Source organism: Ruminococcus sp. N15.MGS-57 (assembly GCF_000980385.1).
GTDB classification, from domain to species: domain Bacteria; phylum Bacillota; class Clostridia; order Oscillospirales; family Ruminococcaceae; genus Hominimerdicola; species Hominimerdicola aceti.
Map to the genome: position 1 here is coordinate 11,941 of NZ_LARF01000001.1, position 20,730 is coordinate 32,670.

A 20,730-nucleotide genomic window follows, 5' to 3' on the forward strand; every position below is an offset into this window, starting at 1 on the left:
AGAAAGAGCAGGTCAAAAACATGGAAAAAGATGATATCAAAAAGCTTGTATTGCAGGCGGCACAGGGAAACAAGGCGGCGTTCGGTGCGCTTTATGAAGAAACGGGCAGAACGGTGTATTTTAGCTGTCTGAAGCTTCTTGGCGACCCACAGCTTGCAGAGGATATCACTCAGGAAACTTATCTTACAGCCCTTCAAAAGCTTGGCACTCTTGCACAGCCTGAGAATTTTCCAGCATGGGTAAACAGGATAGGGATAAATCTCTGCAAAATGCACTTTAGAAACAATTCCGCCCCTGAGGACAACTCAGAGGAGATAATAGAGGAGATCCCTGACGAGGGGCTTATCCCGGAGGAATATGTGAGCAATGACGCTAAAAGAAAGATAATAATGGATATTATCGACACTGTTCTCACAGAAGAGCAAAGGCGTTCGGTGATACTGTATTATTTTGATATGCTCACAGTGCCTGAGATAGCAGAGGTAATGAACTGCACCACAGGTACAGTAACTTCCCGCCTTAGTGCCGCAAGAAAAAAGATAAAGGAGGCGGTGCTTATATACGAGGAAAACAACAACGACAGACTTCATGCTGCCGTGCCTGTATTTATTCTTTCAAAGCTTCTTAATAAAGAGGCTTCAAACACCGTTCTTCCGAAACTTACCGTTTTCACAGGCTCAGCCTCAGCCGCTAATGCAGTTCCCGATAGCGTAACATCAACAAAAACTATATCGGGAGGAAAAGGAATGTTTTCAACAGTAAAAGCAAAGGTTATAGCAGGCGTTTGTGCCGTGGCAGTTGTGGGTGGAGGTATCACAGCGGCGGTAATGCTCAGTTCAAATAATAGTGATGACGATGATAATAATGATATTGTTGTTGCTTCTTCACAAAATGACAGCACAGCTTCAAAGGGCGATGAAGACGTGTCTGATACCGCTAACGATAACAAAGACAGCGACTTATATTGGATAGACAGCTTTCAGGGCGGAACGCCATCAGCTTCTCTTGACCCTAACATATTCGGCAGCAAAATATCAGTGCCTGTTGACCTTAGTGCCATAGACGGCGGCAATGCCAATATGAAAATGTACGGCGATGATATTGGCAGATCTAGTGATATTATGAGCGTTGATAAAATGATAGGTGAAAACAGTGACGTTGAGATAACCTTCGTTTCATCAGATGAGAGCCAAACAAACTACGACCTTACCGGTGCAAACCCATTTGACCGTGACGCAAGTGTGGCTGACATTCTCAAGGAAAACAGCTGGAGCATTACCATACCTTTAGAAGAGTCTGTGGATACCTCCGGCTGGGAGTATGAAAGCTACGGCAACTACAGCAATAAAGAAGATCTTGATAAAATAATCGACAAAATGGGCTGTCCTACAAGTATTTATTATAACAGTGATTATGAAAGCTTGGACGGCTACAAAGGTTACACAATGTATTGGGAGAACGTTGACTATACAATTTCACTCGGCGTGGTGGAAACATATAGTAATTACGAAGAGTATGACGTAGTGCTTGATTACTTCTCGGTTTCCGATTTCACATACTACAGCAAAAACTATCCGCAGGAAGAAATACACGAAAAAGACGGAGAGGCTGTTTTCACATCTGAGTATACAGGCATAACAACACCGGGTGAGAGCACTGTAAACACTGATGAGAACAGAGTAAAGGTATATGATGACCTCAAGGCACTTGACCTTAGTTCAGACGCTACTCTGCCTAAGGATATAAGCGTTAGCTATAAGGGCATAGACCACGTTTTCACAGGCAATGAGCTTATTGATGATGTAAGAGCAGAAATGGCGGATACACCTGACGATGAATACGATTCTGCTCTTTGCTACGGAAAAACAAGCTCGACTGTGGATAATATCATCATCTTCGACTTCTGGCTCAACAGCGATCATACCCTCCATAAGATAAGAATGAGTTTCGCCACCGAAAGCGACTGCTCAATATTCGGTATAACAAAAAATTCAACTCCTGAGGAGATGGCTGCGATTCTCGGCACACCTGAGGTCAGCGACAGAAACGGCAAAGATCAGTTTCTTGATTGGGAAAGCGATTCCATGAGCGTGAACGCATATTACTATGACGGCGTTTTGCAGTCTATACAGGCTAACTTTGAAAACTAGGCGGCTTTTATTTGACAACATAAGCGGTATGTGCTATAATATTTTATATTAATACTTTACTATGATAAAATATAGAGAGGATAATGTAAAATGAGCGAAAAGCTTTGGAGAAAAAACCTTATAAATATAGAGCCATACGTTGCAGGGGAACAGCCTAAAAACGATAAGATAATAAAGCTCAATGCAAATGAAAACCCTTATCCGCCGTCATCAAAGGTAAAGGCGATATTGGAGGGCAAAACCATAGCGGAGCTTAGAAAATACCCTAGTGCTGACGCGTCTGTTCTTAGGGCAGCACTTGCGGAGCGTGTTGTGCTTAAAAGCGAGAATGTTTTCTGCGGAAACGGCTCAGACGATGTGCTTGCCACAGCTTTCAGAGCGTTTTTCAACTCTGATAAGCCTATACTTTATCCTGATATAACTTACTCTTTCTATCCTGTTTGGTGTGAGCTTCTGAAAATACCATACAAGACTAAGAGCGTTGACGATGATTTTGTAATAAATATCGAGGACTTCAAAGAGCCTAACGGCGGCGTTGTTATCCCTAACCCTAATGCTCCGACAAGCCTTGGTGTGGGTGAGAAATTTATAAGAGAACTTCTTGAAAACAATCAGGACAGCATTGTTATAATCGACGAGGCATATGTGGATTTCGGCAGATATTCCTGCGTGGAGCTTGTGAAAGAGTACGATAATCTCGTTGTAACACAGACTTTCTCAAAGTCACGTTCTCTTGCAGGCATGAGAGTGGGCATGGCTTTTGCCAGTGCCGAGCTCATCAGCTATATGCAGGCTGTTAAGGACTCATACAATTCCTATCCTCTCGACCAGATAGCCATAGAAACTGCCGTTGCAAGCCTTTCTGACGAGGATTATTTCAAGGCGACAGTTGAAAAGGTCAAGGCAACAAGGGATAGAACAGCGGAAAAAATGCGTGAAATGGGCTTCAACGTCCCTGACAGCGAAACGAATTTTCTCTTTGCACAGCATGAAAAGCTCTCTGCAAAGGAGATCTTCACATACCTCCGTGAAAATGGTATCTTCGTGAGATACTTCAACAAGCCGAGAATAGATAACTTCCTGAGAATCACTATCGGCACAGACGAGGAAATGGATCTTATGCTTGAAAAGCTTTCGGAGATATGCAAATAATATAGTTATCACAAAAGCTTATGGATATATCTATTCAGTGTAGGGGCAAACAGTGTTCGCACCTTAGTTTCTGATTTTTTTGAAAGACTTTTGTTCGGGCGGCTCTGACCGCCCTTTTTTGTGCCTTATCCCTTAAAATCAGAGCATAAAGGTATTGAAAATCAGAAAATGTTGTGATATAATTATCATAAGTAATTATTGCCTGAAGAAAGGATATGTATATATGTTGATAAATTCACTGGCGGCGCTTGCCCTTGGCTTTGCGCTGGATATGCTCCTTGGCGACCCTGAAGTAGTGGTCTATCCTCAGTATTTTATAAAAAAGCTTGTGGCAAAGCTTGATAAGTCTTTCAGAAACAGCTATAAAAACAACCCCGAAGCACAGCGTATGGCAGGTCTTATGATGACTGTGATAGTGCTTCTTATAGTTGCCGCTGTGGCATTGCTTCTTCTATTCGTGGGTTATAAGCTAAATGCCGCACTTGGCATCTTCCTCGAGGGCATAATGTGCTGGTCAGCACTTTCTGTAAAGTCCCTTAAAACTGCGGCAGGGGGAGTGATGCGTGCTGCAAGGGCAGGCAATCTTTCTTCTGCACAGCGCAAGGTAAAAAAAGTGACCTTTCGTGACACTGACGATATGAACATTGACGCTGTTATAAAAAGCACGGTGGAGTCGGTTGCAGAGAACACCACAGATTGGGCGGTCGCACCTATTTTCTGGTCTGCGATATTCGGCGGTCTGGGCGGAATACTCTACAGAACAGTGAATATTATCGACAACACAGTGGGCTATAAAACAGACACATACATAAACTTTGGCAAATTCCCTGCAAAGCTGGACGACGTTCTCAGTTTTATACCTGCAAGAATAGCCGCCCTGCTTATAAAAATGAACGTTTCTTATCTTCACCTTGACAGCAAGAACGCTTCTCAGGTATACAAAAAAGACAGAAGAAAATCCCCTAGTCCTAATTCAGCGCAAACTCAGTCGGTGTGTGCAGGTGCATTGGGTATACAGCTTGGCAGTGATGAGTATTACGGCGGACAGCTTGTAAGAAAGCCTGTTATAGGCAGAAATCTAAAGCCATGTGAGCCTAACGATATATTCTGGGCAAATCAGCTTTTGCTTGGCACATCGTTCTATGCTATGCTTTTTACAGCAGTTATAAGAACAGCACTGTTCTTTGTGATATGATATAAAATAACAATAGCCGAGAGGTAAATGCCCCTCGGCTATGTTTTTATAGTGTAGAGGCGACCTTGGGTCGCCCGCTTATCATTAATTTCTGTGCAAAAAAAAGACCTCCCACCAAGAGAGGTCTTTTGTGTTATCAGTGGTTTCTGTACCAATCACGAATGAACTTGCCGCTTGCTGTTAGCTGTGAAGTGCCGCTCTTTATTGCTTTGAGGTTCGTGCCGCTCTTGAATGCGGAAGCCGTTTCGCTCTTTCCGCAGGCTGACCAGTTTATGTAGCCTACTTTTAGTGAGTCGAGAAGCTTGAGCCATTTCGTGCTTTCTGTTGAGTTATATCCGCCGTTTCCGCTTGCGTCGCAAGTTCCGAACTCAGATACAAGAACAGGAAGTCCCTTTTTGTAGCAGTTCTGAAGTCTGTTTCTCAGCCAATCAGTGTGAGTGTTTGCATAGAAGTGAAGAGCATAAACGCAGTTTTTGTCTGAAAGCTTGTTGCCAAGCACCTGATCTATGTCCTGACTCCATGTGCCGGTACCGCAAATTATGATAGCGTCACTGTCGTATTTTCTGATAGTGCTTACAACGCTCTGGCAGTAACTTTTTATGCCGCCTGTCCATGTTACACCGCCGTTAGGTTCGTTGCAGATCTCGTAAATAACGTTATTGTAGTCCTTGTAGGTCTTAGCCATTTCTGTGAAGAACTTGACAGCTTCATTTTTGTGGTTGTTAGGGTTTTGGTCATTGAGAACGTGCCAGTCGATTATAGCATACATTCCAAGAGACTTTGCGTTCTCAACGCCTGTCTTGACTTTCTGCTTTGCCTGTGCCTGATACTTGCCGTTCTCGGTGCAGTAGCCACCCCATTCTTCTGTGTACATTGCAATTCTTATAGTGTTGACCTTCCAGTCATCTCTCAGCACTTTAAGAGAGTTCTTTGTAAGAATATCGGAGAAATCTTCCCACATGATGCCGTGAGTTGACATACCCTTTATCTTGAATACCTTGCCGTTCTTGTCAACAATATTCGCACCCTTTACAGAAAGCTGACCATGCTGTGAAACCGGGGTCACAACAGCAGGAGCTTTAGATGTGGTAGCCGATACCTCTGCAGAATATTTTCCATAGTGGTTGGCTTTCTTGTCGTCTGTCTTGCAGGCTCTTATCTTGAACTTGTAGGTGGTCTTCTGGCTGAGATTTTTTACAGTGTAGCTTGTGCCTGTGGTCTTTGCGATCTCTTTCCACTGACCATTTTTAAGCTGAAATACTCTGTAATTTGTGCATCCTATCTTTGTCCATGAAAGCTTTACGCTGTCATAAGAAACGCTTGATACTTTAAGACCCTTTGCAGGTTGTGGGTTCGTGGCGGTGTTCCAGTTGTTTGAATATGCGCCGTAGACCTTTTTTCCTTTCACGGTCTTGTAGGCTCTTACCTTGAAGTTTTCACGGGTAGCATTCGGCAGATTTTTCACAGTGTATGTGAGGGTCGAGCCACTTTTTACGTCTGCGATCTGCGGATATTTACCGTTTTTTCTCATACAAACTGAGTATCCCGAAGCTCCGCTGACCTTTTTCCAGCTAAGCTTTATCTGGCTGTTGCTAAGTGTTTTTGAAGTAAGCCCTGTGACTTTTCCGACGCTTGCCGCCTCAACAGTTATCGCCGTCTGTGAAAGAAGCGGCGTTTCGTCCACAGCAGGCAGTGCCGCCGCAGCCGACATGAGCGTTACCGAAGTCAGCAGCACAGCGGCGGCTTTCTTCAGACTGGTTAAGTTTCCCATAATTTTTCCTCCTATAATGAACATTGTAACGATTCATTCATACTTATTATAAGTTTAACATATTTTCGTTCTTTTGTAAACCATAAAAGCCAATTTTAAAGCTCAAATACTTCACAAATTTTAAATTCGTTCATTGGTGAAAATGTAATAAATCCTCCCTATTTACTATAGAAGTACGAAAAATGAATAAATTACAAATGATTAAAAAACGGTAACAAGAGCTTTTTTGGACAGTTGAAAACTACAGTTGAAAACTTTTGAAAATGTTGAAAACTATGTTGAAAATGTTTAAAACTCATGCTATAACAGCAATTTGGTGTTGAAAATTATAAAGTTTTCAACAATCGTCCGTTTTTTTACCCTTGTCTGTAACCAAAATGTAATCAAATCATTACATTGTGATATCCAAAAAAACGTACTTGAAAGAGTTGAAAATGTACAGAATATTATTTGATTTGTAATCATTGTGTAACGTGGTTTACTTTATCTCACAAAGTAAGTGAATTTTATATTCTAACGCATAAATAATAAAAATCATGCCTGTTTTGGTGAAAACCGCTATTGACATCGTGCCATAGACAGTGTATACTGTTAGTAAATCATATTTACATAACAGCACATGACAAATGTCAATTGACAGTTGGAACGTGGTGTGCTATACTTGATTTATTCACAAAAAATACAATGATACAGACAAAGAAAGGAATGGGAAAACGATGGAAACCGTTTTACAGGTCAAAGGGCTTTCAAAGCAGTACAAAAAAGGCATTTACGCCTCCCATAACGTCACTTTTGACGTTGGAAAGGGCGAGATATTTGCGCTGATAGGTCCAAACGGTGCAGGAAAGACCACGACCATAAGAATGATATCAACACTTTTGCAGGCAACAGAGGGCGACGCTATCGTGGCAGGTCATAGTATTCTCACTGAACCTGATATGGTAAGAAAAAGCATTACATACCTCCCTGACGAGGCTGGTGCGTATAAGACCATGACAGGCAGAGAATATCTGGAGTTCATGGCTTCTATCTATGCCGACAACGGAGAACAGGCTTACGAGTTTGTTAAGCGTGGCTGTGAGATATGCGAGCTTGGTGACAGGCTTAACGATAAAATATCAAATTATTCCCGTGGTATGGCAAGAAAGCTTCTCCTTGCAAGGGCGATAATGCCGCTCCCTGCACTGGCTATCCTTGACGAGCCGACTTCGGGACTTGATATCATAAACGCCCTTGAAATAAGAAGAATGATAAGAAAGCTTGCTTCTGAGGGCATGAGCTTTCTGCTTTCTTCCCACAATATGCTTGAAATAGAGTATGTTTCAGACAGAGTGGGTATTATTGCAAAGGGTGAGTTGCTGGAAGTCGGCAAGCCTGCGGAGCTTATTGAAAAATATGGCGCTCAGAACCTTGAAGAAGTCTTTGAAAGGGTGGTGCTTGACCGTGAAGTTTTATAGTCTTTTCCGCAAGGAATTAAAGGAAATGCTCAGCCTGCAAACTATCGTCACAATGATAGTCACAGTAGTGGTGCTTGTTATGGCAGGTCAGGCAATGTCAGGGGCAATAAGCGACAGTGCCGAAAAGGCTTCCGACCTTACTATCTGCGACCTTGACAAAACAGAGTTCACAGAAAACGTTTTAAACTCTCTGAAAGCTACCGCAAAGGCTGGTGACGGTAAGATAACAGTTGTAGATATAAAGTCTGACGACTATGCCGCAGAGCTTAAAAGGCTCGATCAGGACAGCGTTGTGATAATACCAAAAGGCTTTACAGAGCAGGTAAAACAGCATAAAAAGGCAGACGTTGGATATGTTCAGAGAATGACTTCTCTTGCAACCATGTCAAATATAAACACAGGCTCAGACACTGCCCTTGCAGTTATACAGCAGGCAGTAAAATCAACTATCTATCAGGATAAGCTTTCAAGCGGCGCAATGACAGAGGACGAAATGAATCAGCTTGAAGACCCTGTGCTGCTTTCTGAAACAACGGTTGTTGGCGACAAGGCAGATAAAGTGAGCAGTTCTGTAGTGATGTCCCTTTGCTCGGCACAGAGCATGGTAGTGCCTATAATAATGTTCGTTCTTATAATGTTCTCGGCTCAGATGATACTTAGCGCGATCTCTACCGAGAAAATAGATAAGACCCTTGAAACGCTTCTCTCCGCACCTGTTTCAAGACTTTCAGTCCTTGCGTCAAAAATGCTTGCCGCAGGTGTTGTTGCGGCTTTGCAGGCTGTGGTCTATATGTTCGGCATGAGCAAAATGACAGGCGGTCTCACTGAGGGCATAGGAGATACCTCGGCATATGAATCTGCAATGGAAAACCTTGGTCTTACTATGAGCATCGGACAGTATGCTCTTGTGGGAATACAGATGTTTGTGTCTATCCTTATCTCATTGTCACTCTCAATGGTATTAGGAGCACTTGCAAAAGACGCAAAATCTGCCCAGACAATGCTTTTTCCTATAACCTTCTCCGCAATGATACCATATATTCTTGCAATGGTAGTTGATATCAGAACGCTTTCACCTGTTATAAAGTATATCGTCTATGCTATACCGTTCACTCATACCTTTATGGCAAGCGAGAACGTAATGTTTGGCAACTACAGCCTTTATGCAGGGGGACTTATCTATCAGATAGTGCTTCTTGTAGTGTGCATGACTGTCGCATTGAAAATCTTCATGAGCGACAAGATATTCACAATGTCAATAGGCGGAAAGCAGAAAACAAGAAAGTCATTTGCTTTTAAGAAGAGATAATATCACATAAAAGCGTATAATTACGCCACTTATATGTAGGTGAGCGACTCAATTTCTGTTTTACAGAAATACGACGTCCCACCATATAGGTTTTATCGCAAAACAAAAAAACCGCTGCGGATTTTCTCCGTGGCGGTTTTGCTTTGTGCTATTTAATTTTCTGAAGTTTTAAGCCCTGTGTCCTCGTCAACAATGCCGTTATCCTGCGTGATATTGAAAATGCACCATTTTCCGCTGCATTTTCCAACATAGATGTAAAGCTTTGCGTCCTCACTGCCCTTTGAGCCTTTGAAAGTCACGTTCGTTACTATCTCATAAGCCTCTGAAACATTCGGTGCAGAGCCGTAAAAGCTTTTGTATTCGCTCAGGTCATATTCAGATTCTTTAAGCTTTGTTTCTCTGCCGAAAGATACGTCGATAGTGTAATCAGAACCATAGCTTTCAATGAAATCACCGTAAAGGACTTCTTTCATAACCTGCTCTTTGCCATATCCGCCTTCGGTTCGCTGCTGTTCGTATTCGTTCTTCATCTCTTTCGGAAAGCACTCCACGAATGAGTCGAAATCGCTTGTCTGTATGGACTTGAAGTATTTTTTTATTACCTCTGTCTTTGTGGAGTTGAAAATAACTCCGCTTTTGTATAGAACAGCCACGATAACGCCTATAACAACTACCGCCACAATGGCAAGGGTCTTTTTGCCTGCGTTGGGATCATAGTGACGCTTTATCTCAGTGTCCTCTTTTTTCTCCTTTTCCCACTCGGCGTAAAGCTCTTTTTCCTCCTCCGTCCTGAAACGTTCAGGCTTTGTGGGCTTTTTGTATTTGTCGGCGGCGTGGGTCTTTAAGTTTGGGTCGCCATAGCCGCACTTGTCGCAGTGATCTCCCTCATAATAGTTTCCACATGATTTGCAAAGTTTTGACATTTTTGTACCTCGTGTCTGTGTTTGTAGATGTATGGTATGAGCATAAAAGCATATTGGGCGAACACCGTCCGCTCTACAGTTTTACTTCTGCTTGTAGTCTTTGAGGAAATCTCTCATTTCATTCATGGAGTATTCAAGATCCTCAAGCTTAGGAAGATAAACTATCCTGAAATGGTCAGGCTGTTCCCAGTGGAAGCCGCCGCCATGAACAAGAAGTATCTTCTTCTCACGGAGAAAATCAAGTACGAACTGCTCGTCATTTGTGATGTTGAAACGCTTTGCGTCTATCTTAGGGAAGATATAGAATGCCGCCTTAGGCTTTACAGCCGACAGACCGTCAATGCTGTTAAGTGCGTTGTAGATATACTCTCTCTGATCGTAGATACGTCCCCCCGGCAGGAGCAGATCGTCAGTTTTTGTGTAATCACCAAGAGCATATTTGATTATATACTGGCTCGGTACATTTGAACAAAGCCTCATGCTTGAAAGCATATTAAGACCCTCTATGTATCCTTTTACTCTGCTCTTATCACCGCTAAGGGTCATCCAGCCTACACGGAAGCCTGCGATACGATGTGACTTTGAAAGTCCGTTAAGAGTGATGCAGAAAACGTCAGGGCAAAGTGAAGCGATAGAAGTATGCTCAACGCCGTCCATAAGAAGTCTGTCATATATCTCGTCTGAGAATATGATAAGCTCATGACGTCTTGCCATGTCTGCTATCTTTTCAAGTATTTCTTTTGGATATACCGCACCTGTCGGGTTGTTAGGGTTGATGATAACGATAGCCTTTGTCTTGTCTGTTATCTTCTTTTCCATGTCCTCAAGGTCAGGATACCATTCGGAGCTTTCATCACAAATATAGTGAACGGCAGTACCGCCTGCAAGAGTAACGGAAGCTGTCCACAGCGGATAGTCAGGGGCAGGAACAAGAACCTCGTCGCCGTTGTTGAGAAGACCCTGCATTACCATTGTGATAAGCTCGGAAACACCGTTTCCGGTGTAGATGTCGTTAAGACTTTCAACAGGTATGCCCTTAAAGTGTGCATAATCATAAATAGCCTGTCTTGCTTCTGTTATGCCCTTTGAGTCGGAATAGCCCTGAGCGTTTCTCAGATTGTCTGTCATTGCCTGTATTATCTCGTCAGGGGCATTGAATGCAAACGGAGCAGGGTTTCCGATATTGAGCTTGAATATCTTTTCTCCCTTTGCTATCATTTCATTTGCTTCGTCCATAACAGGACCTCTTATATCATAACACACGTTATCAAGCTTGCTTGATTTTGAAAAAGTTCTCATTTTATAAAGCTTCCTTTCGCTTTTTGGTTTTCTTTTTATCTTTACTCTTTGTAAGCTCAAAGCTTCTGAGGGTAAGATCTTCTATCTCCTCTGTTGGCACGTCGCTGTCGAGATACAATGTTATCCAGTGGACCTTGTTCATGTGATAAGCTTCCGTCACGCCCTTGTAGATATCCCTGTAAAACAGCACTTCTTCGGGTTTTAGCTTTAAGTTTACTATCCACCTGTCATTGTGGAGCATCAAAAGCCCGAACCACTTTTTCGTGTCCCAGTGGCGCAGTGCAGTGGACTGAAAGTCCTCGTTGAAAGGCTGGTCATATGTCGCACCTGCAATAGAACCGCAAAAGTCAAGATATTCTTCTTTTGTCATAAAATCACCGACCTTTGCAAAATAAAGAAGTGTACTCGTTTAAGGCAATACCGTCAGGTGGGCTTTGTGCGGTGTTGCCTTAATAGTATACCTTATTATAATAACACTGCTTTGACCCTCTGTCAAGAAGAAAGTCAAGAAAAAAGCTGTCCCGATCTCTCGGAACAGCTCTTTCCCTGAAGTAAAAGAATATGAAAAATATGAAGAAAGCTTTGTTATTTAGAAACCGTAGCCGTAATTATAGCCGCCAAGACCATTGCCATAGTTTCCATAGTAATCGTTGTAGTCGTCGTTGTTATTGTTATTATTATTGTTATTGTTGTTCTGGTCGTTGTCATTTGACTCAGAAGTGTCCTCTGTGGACTCGCCGAGAACAACGTCAACATTTATCATTTTCTTGTTTCTGTATATAGTAAGCTGAACAGTGTCACCGACTTTGCACTTGTTCTTTATCTCATTCAGCTCGCTGATGTTTGATATAACAGTTCCGTTTATGCCTATAACGATATCATTTTCCTGAATACCAGCCTTTTCAGAGCCGCTTCCCTTAGTAACGCTCTTTACAAGGAAGCCCTGTGGGATACCGTAGTATGATGAATATGCGCTTGTGATGTCTGTACCTGAAATTCCAAGGCTAGGTCTGCCTGTAACGTAACCGTTCTTCATAAGGTCCTCAACAATAGGGAGCGCCTCGTCGATAGGGATAGCAAACCCAAGTCCCTCGCCCACAGATGATGATACCTTTGCAGAGGTGATGCCTATTACCTGACCATATGCGTTGATGAGTGGTCCACCTGAGTTACCGCTGTTGATAGAAGCGTCTGTCTGGATAAGATTCATTGTCCTGTCCTCAACAGTGAGCGTTCTGTCTGTTGCGGAGATTATACCTGCTGTTACAGAGTTTGCAAGTGAGAAGCCAAGAGGGTTGCCTATTACGATAGAAGCTTCACCTACCTGAAGATCTGCAGATGTGCCGAACTCAGCGGCTGTAAGTCCCTTTGCGTCTATCTTCAAAACTGCGATATCAGTCTGAGTGTCTTTGCCTACAAGGGTAGCTGTGTATGTGAGGTTGTCCTCATCGTCCTCAGAGCTGCTGTCAGAGCTTGATTTGCTGTCATCTGATTTGCTTGAAGTATCGTTGTAGCTGTCAGGAAGCACAACTGAAATAGACTGTGCACCATCAACAACGTGTGCGTTAGTTACGATGTAGCCGTCCTCGCTCATTACGATACCTGAACCTGTTGCAGTGCCGTTTGAAAGGATACAGGAGATGCCTACAACAGAAGGTGAGACCTTCTTTACTATCTCAGGGATAGTCAGTGCGTCGGACGGAGTTGAGAGCTGCTGGATAGTTGGCAGATTTGAACGGTCAACAGTGCTTTTTGCACTGTTTGATGAGCTGTCGTCCTTTGAAACAACGGTGCCGTTGTTTGAAGAGCCTACAGCGTTCTTTCCTGTAACAAGATTGTAGCCTACAATGGAAGTAGTTCCGATAGCTGCAACGCAAAGCACTGCAATAATGCCCGAAAGCACCTTCTTGCCCTTTGACTTTTTCTTATTAGGATTGTATGTGAACTCATTCACGCTGCCTGCCTGAGCCTGATATTGATTATATCCGTTTTGCTGTGTATAGCTATTCTCAAAATTGTTATTATTGTTATCATTGAAGTTGTTGTTTTTGTATTCATTCATGATGAAAACCTCCTGGTATGTCAGCGGCGTGAGCCGTGGTAATCAATTTTATCCGCCCCTTGTGGGGCTTTCTTGTTTCGTTATCTAATATTATACTTGTTTATGTGAAAACTGTATGATAAATAGAACAATGTTTAATGTTTTTTACGGGAATATTACGTCATATTGCAGGCTTATTTCTTTCATATTTGGCTTTTTTTATAGGTTCAAATTGCACAAATGCCTTTTTGTATAGTTTTTTTTGCCTCCTTTTACATAATGTTAAGAACAGTTTTGCTTTTGCATATTTTAAATAAATATATCAAATGTTTTTTGTGCATATCAGTAGAAATTTTTCGGATTTTATTCTTCAAAATGTAAAATTATTATTAATTGAAAGCTAAAATCTTGACGGCTACAGAGTTTTCAACCTTTTTTGACAAGATTTATTGCGAAATGCACAAAAAATGATTTTATAGTTTGTTTAAGGTGACTAAATCCTCCGCAAGCCTCGTTTTTATGTTATCTTAAACGTTTAACATCCTTGACAAAATACAGAGAAATTGATATAATTAAGATTAGCTGAATGAACCCATTTTGGCATTTTACATAAAATTATGGGCTGATTTGCATAATTTATTGCCCGAAATTTGAACATATTGTACAAGAAATACAATATGTTGTGGTCGTTGTGTGCTTCTGACACGATATGTGAATAATGCACAAATATTTTAACCTTTGTTTGAGTATATTACATAGGTCAAAATGACCAATACAGTGGATGAGATGAGGGCGAAGATCCTGTTTGATGTGATAAAGGAGCCATGCGGCATGGACACTATACTTTCAACTGAAAATCTGTGCCGTGATTTTAAGATCGGCGACGGAAGCGTTGTGAATGCGCTGAAAAATATCAACATCGAAATAGAAAAGGGCAAGCTGACGATCCTTAGAGGACGTTCAGGAAGCGGTAAGACTACTCTTATCAATATTCTTGGAGCGCTTGACAAGCCAACAAAGGGCAAGGTCATGTTTGGCGGACGGGATATTACAAGGCTTTCTGAAAGAGCCAGAGATGATATACGACGGTATAAAATGGCGTTCGTGTTCCAGTCTGTGGCACTTATGTCGGGAATGACCGCTTATGAAAACGTTGACTTTGGTCTAAGACTTGCGAAATATCCATATGAAGAAAGGGATAAGCGCACAAGGGAATGTCTGCGAAGCGTGGGACTTGAAAAGCGAATGTTCCACCGACCGGGGGAAATGTCCGGTGGTGAACAGCAGCGAGTTGCTATAGCAAGAGCTATCGCACATAAGCCTGACATAATCTTTGCGGACGAGCCTACCGCCGAGCTTGATACGGCAACTGCGCTCCACGTTGTAAAGCTTTTCAAAGAGCTGGTGGCGAGAGATGAGATGACTATTATAATGACCACTCACGACCCCAGCATGATAGATATAGCTGATAAGGTTTATACATTAGAGGACGGTGAGATAGTTGAGTGATGAACTTGATACTATTGTAGCTGCCGACAATGATAAATATATGATACGGTGTGAAAATCTGGTGAAGATCTACAAAACTTCTGATGTTGAGGTGGTGGCGCTCCAAGGACTTGACCTGGATGTCGAGCGTGGAGAACTCATGGCGATCGTCGGAAACTCAGGAAGTGGTAAATCCACGTTGCTCAATATGCTTGGAGGACTTGATAAGCCTTCGGCGGGAAATCTTTATGTGGACGGTAAGGACCTTCTGAAGTTTACTGATAAGGATTATATGGAGTATAAAAGGAACACCGTAGGCTTTGTGTGGCAGAATAATGCAAGAAATCTTGTGCCGTATCTTACGGCTGTGCAGAATGTTGAACTTCCTATGCTGCTCAACGGCGAGCATAAAAGACGGCAGAAAGCACTGGAGCTGCTTGACAGAGTGGGATTGCTGAAAAGAAAAAACAGCAGGCTCGACCAGATGTCGGGAGGCGAACAGCAAAGAGTTGCAATAGCTATTGCATTGGCAAACGATCCGAGATTACTGTTGGCTGATGAACCTACAGGCTCGGTGGATACAAAGACTTCCAATATGATACTTGATATATTCAAGGAGCTTAATAAAGATGAGAAGATCACTATAGTGATCGTTACCCATGACCTTAAGCTTGCCGATCATATCGACAGAGTGGTGGCTATCAGAGATGGAAGAACAAGCTCTGAGATCGTAAGAAAGCGTTCTTATGTGGAGGAGCTTAATGAAATGGGAGATATCGTGCTGGTTGAGAACAGCGAGGAAACGGCTCATGAAGAGCTTATCGTCCTCGACAGATCTGGACGGCTGCAGCTCCCGAAGGACTTTATGGACGCTCTTGAGATAAAAGGCGGCGATAAGGTCAAGGTCGAACTTGATGAGAACGGCGAAAAGCTCGTGCTGTTCAGATCGGGGGGGACGTAAGTTTTATTTTCTTTATTTCCCGTGGGGGATCACATAATGAAGAGGTTCTATACTATTTATATTAGAATGTAATTAAGTAGGCTTGATTCTCGCAAAACCAAAAGCAATTTATTTAGAAAGGTGGATTCATAGTGAAAGACACAATGTTTAGGCGTGTTATTGCTTCCGCATTGGCACTTGCTCTGTGTGCAAGCGCATCAGTTCCAGCATTTGCAGACAGTGAAGCGGCGGACGACAGCACTCTAGGCACGCAGGCAACTGCTGATGATTCTGCAACAGGCGACGGAAGCTCCGCTGCCACGACGGGTAGCGATTCGATCCGTCAGACTTCTTATACTAACTACGTAAAGAAGTATACCGACGCTGCAAGACCTGATAAGACAGTTGAGGTCTTGGGAAAAGATTACGATCCTGCTTCAGTAACAGACGCTCAGATCACTGTAACTACAGTAGATGGAGAGAATGATGTTATGCAGTGGGCAAATCAGGAGGGTTCAGTTTCTTGGACGGTGAACATTCCTGAAACAGGCGTCTACAATATCAAGATGATATATGAGGCACTTGAAAGCAACACAAACGACGTTGAGTTTTCGTTGCTTATCGACGGCGAAAGCCCATATGCAACAGCGTCAAGAATCACGCTGAGCAAGAGATGGATCAACGAATCTGAGATCAAACAGGATTCAAGACAGAACGATATCCGTCCTGGACAGATATCGACACCATGCTGGCAGGAAACTCCTCTGGAGGACATCGACGGACTTTTTAACGAGCCGCTGGAGTTCTATATGGAGGCTGGCGAACATACGATAACATTTGAATCTGAAAAGGCTGAGTTTGCTGTCAAGAGCTTTACTTTCTATCAGTATGAAGCACCTGCTGCTTACACAGCACCATCAGACAGCGATCTGACACAGGCTCAGGGACAGAAGATCACTCTTGAGGGTGAAACTGCTGCCTACAAGTCATCAAGAACTCTTTATCCTACAGCAGATAAGAGCTCTTATCTCACATCGAGCGCAAACGGCTCAAGCCCTACTAAAACAAGATATAATACTATCGGTTCAGGAAGCTGGACGCAGTCAACTCAGACAGTAACATGGGAGTTCAATGTTGACAAGGCTGGCTACTATAAGATAGGTATAAGAGGCAGACAGGATCAGATGAGAGGTATGTACTCCAACAGACGTCTTTATGTCAATGGCGAAGTACCTTGCCTTGAAGCTAATCAGATAAAGTTCTACTACGATACAGACTGGAGCATCACAACGCCAAAGTCTGAAAATGGCGACGATCTTTATTTCTACCTCCAGGCAGGCACAAACACTATTTCTCTGGAAGCAGTTCCTGGTGAGATCGGTGAGATCATGGGCGATCTGGACGAGCTTGTTTATAACATAAACAGCTACTATAGACAGATCAGACAGATCACAGGTCCTGATCCTGATGAATACAACAACTACATGATCGACACAGCCATCCCTTCTATCGTTCCTGATTTCAAGGAATATGCTAAGACATTGAGAGATAAGAAGGCTGAGATCGAGAAGCTTTCAGGTTCAGGCGGAACTGAGGCTGAAACTCTTGAGAAAATGGCTATCGTTCTTGATAAGTGTATAAAGAAGCCTGACCTTATCCCTGAGATGATGTCACAGATCAAGGATAACATCACATCGGTTTCTTCTTTCGTAAACCAGTATCGTGAGCAGCCTCTTGAGGTCGATATGATCGAGGTAGCTACTTCCGATCAGGATTTCACTTCATGTGACAAGTCATTCTTTGGCTCACTTGGCTTCGGTTTCAAGGGCTTTATCGGTTCTTTCTTCGAGGACTACAACGCACTGTCCGATGAGGACGAAAGCGCTATGGAGTGCTGGGTAATGCTCGGTCGTGATAACGCTGAGGCTCTCCAGCAGCTCATTTCAAGTGAATACAATCCAACAGCTAAAACAAAGATCAATCTTAAGCTCGTTCAGGGTGGTATCGTTGAGGCTACATTTGCAGGCAAGGGTCCTGACCTCGCTCTCTTCATGGGCGGCGACTTCCCTATCCAGCTTGCAGCCCGTGGCGTTCTTACAGATCTCACCACATTCAGCGACTTTGACGAGGTAAAGACACGTTTTGCAGACGACGCTACTGTTCTTTATCAGTACAACGGCGGTACATACGGTCTTCCATGTGACCAGACCTTCCCAATGCTGTTCTATCGTTCTGATATCCTCAGCGAGTACGGTATCGACCCAGCAACAGATCTTAACACCTGGGACGGACTTCTTAACTGTCTGCCAACACTTCAGAGAAACTACCTTGAAGTTGGTCTTATCCTTCCTGTAATGACAAGTACAGGCGGAACAACTCAGGTATCTGCTATCACAGAGCCTGGTAACACATTCGCTATGCTCCTTCTCCAGCAGGGTCTTAACTACTACAACGAAGAGCAGACAAAAACAACATTCGATACTCAGGAGGCTGTAAACGCTTTCGATACTTGGACAAAGTTCTATACAACATACAGCTTCCAGCAGACATATGACGCATTCACACGTTTCAGAACAGGTGATATGCCAGTAGTTATCCAGAACTACACATTCTACAACCAGCTTTCTGTAGCCGCTCCTGAGATCAAGGGCTGCTGGGGATTCCAGCCAGTTCCTGGTACTGTTCAGGAAGACGGAACTATCAACCACGCAGCAAACTCCAACGGTTCAGGTGCTATTATCTTCACAAAGGCAACAGATCAGGAGGGCGCTTGGGACTTCATCAAGTGGTTCACCTCAACTGACGCTCAGGTCAAGTACGGTAACAACATCGAGTCTATCCTTGGTACAATGGGTAGATATGCAACAGCTAACGAAGAAGCTCTTCAGCAGTTGTCTTGGACAACTTCAGAAGTAAATCTTCTTCTTGACCAGCTTAATTCACAGGTAGAGATCCCGATCATTCCTGCATCTTACGGTGTAACAAGAAACGTTATGAACGCATTCAGAGCTGTAGTTAATGACTACGACAACGCTCGTGATACACTGTTCTGGTACAATAAGGATATCAACGACGAGATCACTCGTAAGCTTGAAGATCTTGGTCTGTACGACAATTAATGAAAGGGGAGTAACTAATGGCCAAAACCAATCCTGAAGCGCCTATGATAAAACAGGGCAAGTGGAAGTACACGTGGCACATGATGAAAACCAACAAGGCTTGCTATGCAATGCTCCTGCCTTTCATGTCTTTGTTCATTATCTTCACGGTAGTGCCTGTCGTAATGTCGCTGCCAATGGGCTTTACAAACTTTAACATGATCGAAACTCCTAAGTTCGTAGGACTTTCAAACTTCTATACGCTGTTCCTTAACGACGACGTATTCCTTATCGCAGTAAGAAATACTCTTATCTTTGCGATATTCACAGGACCGTTCTCTTATATCCTCAGCTTTATCATTGCCTGGCTGATAAACGAGATGAACGCATTCCTCAAAACCTTCTTCACATTCGTGTTCTATGCACCTTCTATGACAACTTCCGTATATGTTACCTGGCAGCTTATCCTGTCAGGTGACTCCTACGGTTACCTGAACGCTGTGCTTATCGATCTGGGTATCCTGAACGAACCTGCACAGTGGCTCACAGATACAAACTATATCCTTACAGTTGTTATCATCGTTCAGCTTTGGATGTCAATGGGTGCAGGCTTCCTTGCTATCCGTGCAGGCTTCCAGAACATTGATAAGTCAATGTACGAAGCAGGTGCTATCGAGGGTATCAAGAACAGATGGCAGGAGCTTTTCTACATCACTATCCCTTCAATGGGACCACAGCTTCTGTTTGCTGCCGTTATCCAGATCTCAGCATCATTCACAGTCGGTGTTGTTGGTCAGAACCTCGTAGGTCTGCCTTCAACAGACTATGCAGCTCACACAATCATGAACCACGCAACAGACTACGGTAACATTCGTTACGAAATGGGTTATGCGTCAGCAATATGTTTCGTATTGTTCGCTGCAATGCTCCTTGCCAATAAGGGTATTAACTGGCTCTTAGGCAAGTATCTTGACTAAAGGAGGGGAGTATATAAAATGGCTAGAAAAAGAAAAAAGCAGCAGTCTATTGAAAAGCTGAAGGTCAAAGAGAAAAAGGCGAGAGTCAATGGTTCTCTTGGCGGAGATATAGTTATTTTCGTATTCCTCTGTCTCCTTGGTGCATTCATGGTGTTCCCGCTGTATTACTCAGTTATCCAGTCTATGAAGCCTGTTGAGGAGCTGTTCGTGTTCCCTCCAAAGCTTTATGTACTGAATCCGACTACCAACAACTTCTCTGATATGTTCAAGGTAGCCGCAAGCTCATGGCAGGTACCGCTGTCAAGATATATCTTCAACAGCTTCTTTATTACAATAGTAATTTGTATCTGCAACCTTTTCGTTTGCTGCTGCGCAGCATTCGTTCTTGCAAAGTGTAAATTCCCAGGAAACAAGGTCATTAACCAGATCATCGTTATTGCCCTCCTGTTCTCCTCAAATGCAACATGGATCATGCAGTTCCTCGTAATGGCTAAGCTCCATATGATCGATACATACTGGGCATTGATCCTCCCAAGCATTTCAACATCAATGGGTCTTTACCTCATGCGTCAGAGCATGACAACCATCCACGACTCCATGGTGGAAGCGGCTAAGGTGGACGGCGCAGGTCTGTTCAGGATCTGCTGGCAGATCGTCGTTCCAAACTCAAAGCCAGCTTTGATGACACTTATCATCTTCGCTTTCCAGGGAGCATGGAACATTCAGGGCGGAGCACTTATCTACTCCGAGCAGCTCAAAACACTACCTACAGTTGTACAGCAGATCACAGCAGCAGGTCTTGCTCGTCAGGGCGTTACATTTGCCGCAGCAGTTGTACTTCTGATACCACCACTGATCGTATTCCTTGTAGCTCAGGGCAACGTCATGGAAACAATGGCTAACTCAGGTATGAAGGATTAATTTGAACTT

15 protein-coding genes are annotated in these 20,730 nt (G+C 43.2%); 10 read left to right on the forward strand and 5 right to left on the reverse strand.

Annotation, left to right across the window (positions count from 1 at the left end; genetic code table 11):
- Positions 1–20: 20 nt before the first annotated feature.
- The 3 genes from WS40_RS00060 (at position 21) to cbiB (ending at position 4,497) form a co-directional block, all read left to right on the forward strand.
- A complete protein-coding gene (locus WS40_RS00060; protein ID WP_046439121.1) occupies positions 21–2,150 on the forward strand; it encodes an RNA polymerase sigma factor in 2,130 nt (709 codons plus the stop codon).
- A gap of 90 nt (positions 2,151–2,240) precedes the next feature.
- Positions 2,241–3,302 (forward strand): histidinol-phosphate transaminase, encoded by a 1,062-nt coding sequence (gene hisC, locus WS40_RS00065; protein ID WP_046439124.1) that lies wholly within the window; start codon positions 2,241–2,243, stop codon positions 3,300–3,302.
- 223 nt (positions 3,303–3,525) lie between these two features.
- Positions 3,526–4,497: an adenosylcobinamide-phosphate synthase CbiB gene (gene cbiB / locus WS40_RS00070; protein WP_046439126.1), complete on the forward strand. Its 972-nt coding sequence runs from the start codon at positions 3,526–3,528 to the stop codon at positions 4,495–4,497.
- A gap of 136 nt (positions 4,498–4,633) precedes the next feature.
- Here the strand turns inward: cbiB and WS40_RS11190 are convergent, their stop codons facing one another.
- Entirely contained in the window at positions 4,634–6,268 is a 1,635-nt protein-coding gene (locus tag WS40_RS11190; RefSeq protein WP_325208334.1) for a cellulase family glycosylhydrolase, read from the reverse strand.
- 716 nt (positions 6,269–6,984) lie between these two features.
- Between WS40_RS11190 and WS40_RS00080 the strand changes: the two genes are divergently transcribed.
- The gene (locus WS40_RS00080) at positions 6,985–7,725 is read left to right on the forward strand and encodes an ABC transporter ATP-binding protein (RefSeq protein WP_022287226.1); all 741 of its coding nucleotides are present in this window, start codon (positions 6,985–6,987) and stop codon (positions 7,723–7,725) included.
- Positions 7,712–9,034 carry an ABC transporter permease gene (locus tag WS40_RS00085; RefSeq protein WP_046439213.1) on the forward strand — a complete coding sequence of 441 codons (1,323 nt, stop codon included), beginning with the start codon at positions 7,712–7,714 and terminating at the stop codon, positions 9,032–9,034. Before WS40_RS00080 ends, WS40_RS00085 begins: the two co-directional genes overlap by 14 nt.
- A gap of 152 nt (positions 9,035–9,186) precedes the next feature.
- Here WS40_RS00085 and WS40_RS00090 read toward each other — a convergent pair whose 3' ends face one another.
- The 4 genes from WS40_RS00090 to WS40_RS00105 form a co-directional block, all read right to left on the reverse strand.
- Positions 9,187–9,957: a hypothetical protein gene (locus WS40_RS00090; protein ID WP_046439129.1), complete on the reverse strand. Its 771-nt coding sequence runs from the start codon at positions 9,955–9,957 to the stop codon at positions 9,187–9,189.
- 81 nt (positions 9,958–10,038) lie between these two features.
- Positions 10,039–11,256, reverse strand: coding sequence for a pyridoxal phosphate-dependent aminotransferase (locus WS40_RS00095; RefSeq protein WP_022287229.1), 1,218 nt, complete (start codon positions 11,254–11,256; stop codon positions 10,039–10,041).
- A gap of 1 nt (position 11,257) precedes the next feature.
- Positions 11,258–11,626: an MmcQ/YjbR family DNA-binding protein gene (locus tag WS40_RS00100; RefSeq protein ID WP_022287230.1), complete on the reverse strand. Its 369-nt coding sequence runs from the start codon at positions 11,624–11,626 to the stop codon at positions 11,258–11,260.
- A 219-nt stretch (positions 11,627–11,845) separates the two neighbouring features.
- A complete protein-coding gene (locus WS40_RS00105; RefSeq protein ID WP_046439131.1) occupies positions 11,846–13,318 on the reverse strand; it encodes a S1C family serine protease in 1,473 nt (490 codons plus the stop codon).
- Between the two features lie 744 nt (positions 13,319–14,062).
- Between WS40_RS00105 and WS40_RS00110 the strand changes: the two genes are divergently transcribed.
- The 5 genes from WS40_RS00110 (at position 14,063) to WS40_RS00130 (ending at position 20,721) form a co-directional block, all read left to right on the forward strand.
- Positions 14,063–14,806: an ABC transporter ATP-binding protein gene (locus tag WS40_RS00110; RefSeq protein WP_333636038.1), complete on the forward strand. Its 744-nt coding sequence runs from the start codon at positions 14,063–14,065 to the stop codon at positions 14,804–14,806.
- Positions 14,807–14,846: 40 nt separating this feature from the next.
- Positions 14,847–15,746 carry an ATP-binding cassette domain-containing protein gene (locus WS40_RS00115; RefSeq protein ID WP_046439215.1) on the forward strand — a complete coding sequence of 300 codons (900 nt, stop codon included), beginning with the start codon at positions 14,847–14,849 and terminating at the stop codon, positions 15,744–15,746.
- Between the two features lie 131 nt (positions 15,747–15,877).
- On the forward strand, positions 15,878–18,844 hold the full coding sequence (locus tag WS40_RS00120) for an extracellular solute-binding protein (RefSeq protein WP_325208335.1): 2,967 nt from the start codon (positions 15,878–15,880) through the stop codon (positions 18,842–18,844).
- A 17-nt stretch (positions 18,845–18,861) separates the two neighbouring features.
- Positions 18,862–19,800, forward strand: a complete 939-nt coding sequence (locus WS40_RS00125) for a carbohydrate ABC transporter permease (RefSeq protein WP_022287235.1) — start codon at positions 18,862–18,864, stop codon at positions 19,798–19,800.
- 18 nt (positions 19,801–19,818) lie between these two features.
- A complete protein-coding gene (locus tag WS40_RS00130) occupies positions 19,819–20,721 on the forward strand; it encodes a carbohydrate ABC transporter permease (protein WP_022287236.1) in 903 nt (300 codons plus the stop codon).
- Positions 20,722–20,730: the final 9 nt, after the last annotated feature.

Excerpts from the sequence above, each read along its gene's own strand:
- WS40_RS00125 (WP_022287235.1), top strand. The coding sequence starts at position 18,862 with ATGGCCAAAACCAATCCTGAAGCGCCTATGATAAAACAGGGCAAGTGG.
- WS40_RS00095 (WP_022287229.1), bottom strand. The coding sequence starts at position 11,256 with ATGAGAACTTTTTCAAAATCAAGCAAGCTTGATAACGTGTGTTATGAT.
- WS40_RS00060 (WP_046439121.1), top strand. The coding sequence starts at position 21 with ATGGAAAAAGATGATATCAAAAAGCTTGTATTGCAGGCGGCACAGGGA.
- WS40_RS00130 (WP_022287236.1), top strand. The coding sequence starts at position 19,819 with ATGGCTAGAAAAAGAAAAAAGCAGCAGTCTATTGAAAAGCTGAAGGTC.
- WS40_RS00115 (WP_046439215.1), top strand. The coding sequence starts at position 14,847 with ATGATACGGTGTGAAAATCTGGTGAAGATCTACAAAACTTCTGATGTT.
- WS40_RS00080 (WP_022287226.1), top strand. The coding sequence starts at position 6,985 with ATGGAAACCGTTTTACAGGTCAAAGGGCTTTCAAAGCAGTACAAAAAA.
- WS40_RS11190 (WP_325208334.1), bottom strand. The coding sequence starts at position 6,268 with ATGGGAAACTTAACCAGTCTGAAGAAAGCCGCCGCTGTGCTGCTGACT.
- WS40_RS00090 (WP_046439129.1), bottom strand. The coding sequence starts at position 9,957 with ATGTCAAAACTTTGCAAATCATGTGGAAACTATTATGAGGGAGATCAC.
- cbiB (WP_046439126.1), top strand. The coding sequence starts at position 3,526 with ATGTTGATAAATTCACTGGCGGCGCTTGCCCTTGGCTTTGCGCTGGAT.
- hisC (WP_046439124.1), top strand. The coding sequence starts at position 2,241 with ATGAGCGAAAAGCTTTGGAGAAAAAACCTTATAAATATAGAGCCATAC.
- WS40_RS00100 (WP_022287230.1), bottom strand. The coding sequence starts at position 11,626 with ATGACAAAAGAAGAATATCTTGACTTTTGCGGTTCTATTGCAGGTGCG.
- WS40_RS00105 (WP_046439131.1), bottom strand. The coding sequence starts at position 13,318 with ATGAATGAATACAAAAACAACAACTTCAATGATAACAATAATAACAAT.
- WS40_RS00110 (WP_333636038.1), top strand. The coding sequence starts at position 14,063 with ATGACCAATACAGTGGATGAGATGAGGGCGAAGATCCTGTTTGATGTG.